Genomic DNA, 5,462 nt, shown 5'->3' with positions numbered 1-5,462 from the left:
GGCTGCGACAGGGGGGCGGGCGCGCATGGCGGCCATCGAACGCCGCGCCCGCGCGCCCGGCGGCCCCGACACGGCGCCCGGACGGACGACAGCACCCGATCGGGGTACGTCCGGGCCGCTACAGCCCCAACTCGAACCAGACGATCTTGCCCTTGGGCGTGCGCCGGCTGCCCCAGCGTTCGGCGAGCAGGCTGACCAGCTGGAGCCCGCGCCCGCCCTCGTCGGTCTCGTGCGCGCGCCGCTGCCGGGGCTGGGCGTAGCCGTCGTCCCAGACCTCGCACACCATGGTCCGGTCGCGCAGCAGCCGCAGCCGGATCTCGCCCCGGCCGTGCCGCAGCGCGTTGGTGACCAGCTCGCTGACCAGCAGTTCGGTGGTGTCGACCAGCTCGTCCAGGCCCCGGGCGAGCAGCCAGCTGCACGCGGCCTCGCGGGCCTTGGCGACCGAGGTGGGCTCGGGCGGCAGGAACCACTGGCCGACGGCGTCCGCCGGGAAGGCGTGCACCTTGGCCATCAGCAGCGCGATGTCGTCCTCGCCGTGGTGCGGGTTGAGCTCGCCGAGGACGTGGTCGCAGAGGTCCTCCAGGCCCTTGCCGCCGTCGGAGAGCGCGGTGCGGAAGGCCTTCAGGCCCTCGTCCAGCTGGTGCTTGCGGCTCTCCACCAGGCCGTCGGTGTAGAGGCCGAGCACGGCGCCGTCCGGGAGGGTCAGCTCGACCTCCTCGAAGGGCTCGCCGCCGACGCCTAGCGGCAGTCCTGGCGGGACGTCCAGCATCCGGGCCGGCTCGCCGGGGCCGAGCAGGACGGGCGGCAGGTGGCCGGCGTTGGCGAAGGTGCAGCGGCGGGTGACCGCGTCGTACACGGCGTAGACGCAGGTGGCCAGGTAGACCTCGCGGGCCTCCTCGTCGGCGGTGGAGGTGAGCCGCCCGTACGGGTTGGAGCGGCCGGTCGGCGCGGTGTCGTCGCCGAGGCCGCGGGCGATCTCGTCCAGCGCGGCGAGCACCTCGCCGGGCTCCAGGTCGAGCATGGCCAGGGTGCGCACGGCGGTGCGCAGCTGGCCCATGGCGACGGCGGCGCGCAGGCCGCGGCCCATGACGTCGCCGATGACCAGGGCGGTGCGGTTGCCGGGCAGCGGGATGACGTCGAACCAGTCGCCGCCGACCTCGGTGTTGTTGTTGCTGGGCAGGTAGCGGCAGGCGATCTCCAGGCCGCTGGCGACCGGGTTGCCCGGGGGCAGCAGGCTGCGCTGGAGGATCAGCGCGCGCTCGTGCTCGCGGCGGTAGAGCCGGGCGTTGTCGATGCAGACGGCGGCGCGGGCGACGAGTTCCTCGGCGATGGCGACGTCGCGGGCGTCGAAGGGCTCGCTGCCGATCGCCCGGGAGAGCTGGACCAGGCCGAGCACCTGGTCGCGGGCGACCAGCGGGACGATCAGGGTGGAGCGCAGCAGCGGGTCCGGGCCGGGCTCGGGGACGACGCTGCGGCCGGTGCGCAGCGCCCGGGCGTGCGGGGAGCGGCGCGGGTAGCAGAGGGTGCCGCCGGCCTCGGCGATGGGCAGGCCGGTGACCGAGCCCAGCACCGAGGAGGCGCCGCCGACCACGCTGGAGACGGCGACCCGGCGCAGTTCGCCGCTGCCGTCGGTGAGCACGTTGTCGCCGAGCCGGCCGGCGCTGGGCACGGTCTCGCCGGAGAGCAGCGCGGTGTAGAGGTCGACGGTGGCGAGGTCGCAGAACGGCGGGACGACGACGTCCAGCAGTTCCTTGGCGGTGGTCTCCAGGTCGAGGGTGGAGCCGATGTGGGCGCTGGCCTCGTTGAGCAGCGCGAGGTTGCGGCGCACGCCGTCGGCCTCGCGTTCGGCGACGTGCCGGCTGGTGACGTCGGAGACCTGTCCGGCGACGCCCATCGGCTGGCCGGCCGCGCCGTTGAGGCGGTAGAGCGAGACGGCCCAGAGCCGGTTGCCCTCGCGGGTCGGGACGGCGGCGTGGAAGCGCAGGTCGAAGACGGGCTCGCCGCTGGCGAGGACCTTGCGCAGGGCCGCGGTGAGCCGGTCGGCCTCGGAGCCGGGGAAGATGTCGTGCGCGGTCAGGCCCTCCAGGTCGGTGGGGGCGAGGCCCAGCCCGGAGGCGAAGGCGTCGTTGACGCGCTGGAGGCGGAGCCGGTCGTCGAAGAGGACGAAGCCGGTCGGGGTCTGGCCGAAAACCGCCTCCGAGGCGGCCAGATCCGTCTCGATCCGGCGCAGCCGGCCGAGGTCGACCGCGAGGCAGGTGGCGCCGGCGGTGGGCAGCTCGCTGTCCGGCATGAGGTACAGCTCGGCCAGGCCCTCGCCGCCGTCGGCGTGCCGGTACGGGGTGGTGCCGACCCACTCCTCGCCGGCCAGGGTGCGCTCCAGCCGGGCGCGGCCGCGCTGCCAGAGCTCGCGCGGGACGAAGGTGGTCACCGGGTCGGCGCCGACCGCCTCGGCGGCGGGGACGCCGAAGAACTCGGCCGCGCGGTCGCTCCACTGGCTGATCCGGCCGTCGGGGCCGATCGCGAAGGTGGCGACCCGGATGTAGTCGTAGATCGAGCCCGGGTCCCCGGCACCCCACCGCTGCTCCTCGGCCGCCGGGCGCGGGGCGCAGACGGGTGCGGGCAGGTGGTGGTGGGCAGGGGCGGGCACGTGTTGGGCGCCGGCCTGCCCGGGTACAGCGGCATGACCGCTGTTGCTCGGCGCATTGCGCGCCGGGGTGCTGTTCACGGACCGACCCCTCCAAACCCGCGACCGTCCGGATGTCGAGAAGACCGAGTATTCATCATCGAGGGGTACGTTCACACGCCCTCAACATCACAACATCAGATCGGGCGAAGGTTTTTGTCCTACCGCCCGCGCAACCACAATGCCACGCTCGCGCCCCCTGCCGGAGCGCGCGCTCCCCCGGACCGTCCCGCCGGCGGGCTCAGCCGCCGACCGCCTCCGCCTCGGGGGTGCCCGGCAGCGCCTGCTCGAACCAGACCACCTTGCCCATCCCCTCCGCCCTGGCGCCCCAGTGCAGGGCCAGCCTGGTCACCAGTTCCAGCCCCCGCCCGCCCTCGTCCGCCTCGGCCGCGTGCCGCTCGCGCGGCGGGTCCGGCAGCGGGTCGGAGATCTCCACCAGCAGCGTCTCGCCGAGTGTCAGCCGCACCCCGATCGGCGCGCTGGCGTACCGGACGGCGTTCGTGACCAGCTCGCTGACCAGCAGCTCCGCGGTGTCGGTCAGCTCCTCGACGCCCCACTCGACGAGCGTCGCGCGGACCAGCCGGCGGGCCCGGGAGACGGCGGTCGGCTCGGCGGGCAGCGTCCAGCCCGCCGTCGGGGTGCCGGCCCGCCCGTGGCCGAGCCGGGCCAGCAGCAGTGCCACGTCGTCCGGCTCGCGGCCCTGCTCCATGGTGTCCAGCACCGCCTCGCAGGCCGCCTGGATCGACGCGTAGGGCGCCTGGAGCACCGTGAGCAGCCGGCCCAGGCCCACGTCGAGGTCCTTGTCCCGGGACTCCACCAGGCCGTCGGTGCACAGCGCCAGCAGGCTGCCCTCGGGGATCTTCAGCTCGACGGCCTCGAACGGGACTCCGCCGACCCCGAGCGGGGCGCCGGAGGGCAGCTCCAGGATCCGGCCCGTGCCGCCGGGCAGCGGGCCGCCGTCGCGGGTCGGCCCGTCCACGCCGTCGCCCGGCACCACCAGCACCGGCGGGATGTGGCCGGCCTTGGCGGCGGTCAGGGTCGCGGTGGCCGGGTCGAACACCGCGTAGACGCAGGTGGCGAGCAGCGCCTCGTCCGGGCCCTGGGCGAGGTCGTCGGCCAGCTCGTGGACGTGCCGCAGCAGCACGTCCGGCGGCAGGTCGAGGGCGGCCAGCACCCGGACGGCGGTGCGCAGCCGGCCCATCGTCGCGGCGGCCCGCAGGCCGTGGCCCATCACGTCGCCGACCACCAGCGCGGTCCGGTCGCCGGGCAGCGGGATGACGTCGAACCAGTCGCCGCCGACCTCAGTGCCGCTGCTGCCGGGCACGTAGCGGTAGGCGACCTCGACGCCGGTGGGCTGCGGCACCTGCTGCGGCAGCAGGGTGCGCTGGAGGGTCAGGGCGGCGGTGCGCTCGCGGGCGTACAGCCGGGCGTTGTCCAGCGAGGAGCCGGCCCGGTCCGCCAGCTCGACGGTGAACGCCAGGTCGTCCCGGTCGAAGCCCTCGCGGTAGCCGGCCCGGCTGACCAGCAGCAGGCCGATCACGATGCCCCGGGCCCGCAGCGGCACCACCAGCATCGAGTGCACGCCCAGGTCGTGCGCGGCCTGCATCTTGGGGTCGCCGGCGTAGGTGACGTCGCTCAGCTGGTCGGCGCCGGAGAGCAGCTCGGGGACGCCGGTGCGCAGCACCCGGCCGCAGGCGGAGTCCTCGGCGAAGGTGATCCGGGCGCCGCGCCGCAGCATCACCTCCACCTCGGGGCCGTCCTGGACGGAGGCGGTGCCGAGCTGGAGCAGCGAGGTGCGGCGGTCGTGGCCGTGCCGGGGCAGGTCGTCACCGTGCGCGACGGCCTGCAGCAGGATGACGGCGGCGTGGTCGGTCAGCCTGGGCACCACCGCGCTGGCCAGTTCCTGCGCGATCCGCGAGGCGTCCAGCAGGTCGCCGACCCGGGAGCCGAACTCGTTGAGCAGCGAGAGCCGGCGGCGGGCGTGCTCGACCTTGGCCACCGCCCGGTAACGCTCGGTGACGTCCATCACGGTGCCGGAGATGCCGAGGACCCGGCCGGCGCGATCGGTCATCCGGCTGTAGGAGATCGAGCGGTAGCCGGAGCGGGCGGTGACCGGCGAGGCCAGGGTGACGTCGATGACCGGCTCGCCGGTGGCCAGCACCTGGCGCTGGATCGCGGTGATCTCGTCGGCGGCCCGCTCGGGCAGGGTCTCGCCGACGGTGCGGCCGACGTGGTCCTCCGGTGTGACGCCGTTCATCTCGGCGAGGGTGCGGTTGACGGCGGTGTAGCGCAGATCGGTGTCGAGGATCGCGATGCCCAGCGGGGACTGCTCGAACAGCGCGTCGCGCACCGCGAGGTCCCGCTCCACCGCCCGGACGGCCTCCGCCTCGGACAGGTTGACCTGGAGGAACGGGGTGCCGTCGCCGTCCACCAGGAGCGAGATCCGGGCGTCCACCAGCACCGGGGCGCCCTCGCGGTCGCGCAGCTCGGCCGGCCCGGACCAGCGGCCGTGCCGCAGGGTGTCCTGGATCGCGGTCCGGATCCGGGCCACCTGGTCGTCGTCGGGGACCAGCTCGTCGATCCGGCGGCCGACCAGCAGCTCGTTCGGCCAGCCGAGCAGCTCCTCGGCGGCGGGGCTCCAGAGCACCACGCGGCCGGCGGTGTCCAGGATCGCGATGGCCACCCGGACCACGTCGAAGAGGCTGCCGCCCTCCGCGCGGTCGCCGCCCAGCGCGCCGGGGGCGTCCGGGACGGCGCGCGGGCCGCCCGGGAAGGGCCG

Annotated in this window: 2 protein-coding genes; both read right to left on the bottom strand. The window is 75.3% G+C overall.

Features of this window, described 5'->3' with window-relative positions:
• Positions 1-118: 118 nt before the first annotated feature.
• On the bottom strand, positions 119-2,725 hold the full coding sequence (locus tag ABD308_RS34045) for a SpoIIE family protein phosphatase (RefSeq protein ID WP_425554921.1): 2,607 nt from the start codon (positions 2,723-2,725) through the stop codon (positions 119-121).
• Between the two features lie 199 nt (positions 2,726-2,924).
• Positions 2,925-5,462, bottom strand: a 2,538-nt coding sequence (locus tag ABD308_RS34040; RefSeq protein WP_344343642.1) for a SpoIIE family protein phosphatase, incomplete at its 5' end; no start/stop codon positions are given.

This window comes from Kitasatospora putterlickiae, assembly GCF_039527695.1.
Classification (GTDB): Bacteria; Actinomycetota; Actinomycetes; order Streptomycetales; family Streptomycetaceae; genus Kitasatospora; species Kitasatospora putterlickiae.
The sequence above is the reverse complement of the archived record's forward strand: the minus strand, read 5'-3'. Positions and strand labels throughout refer to the sequence as shown.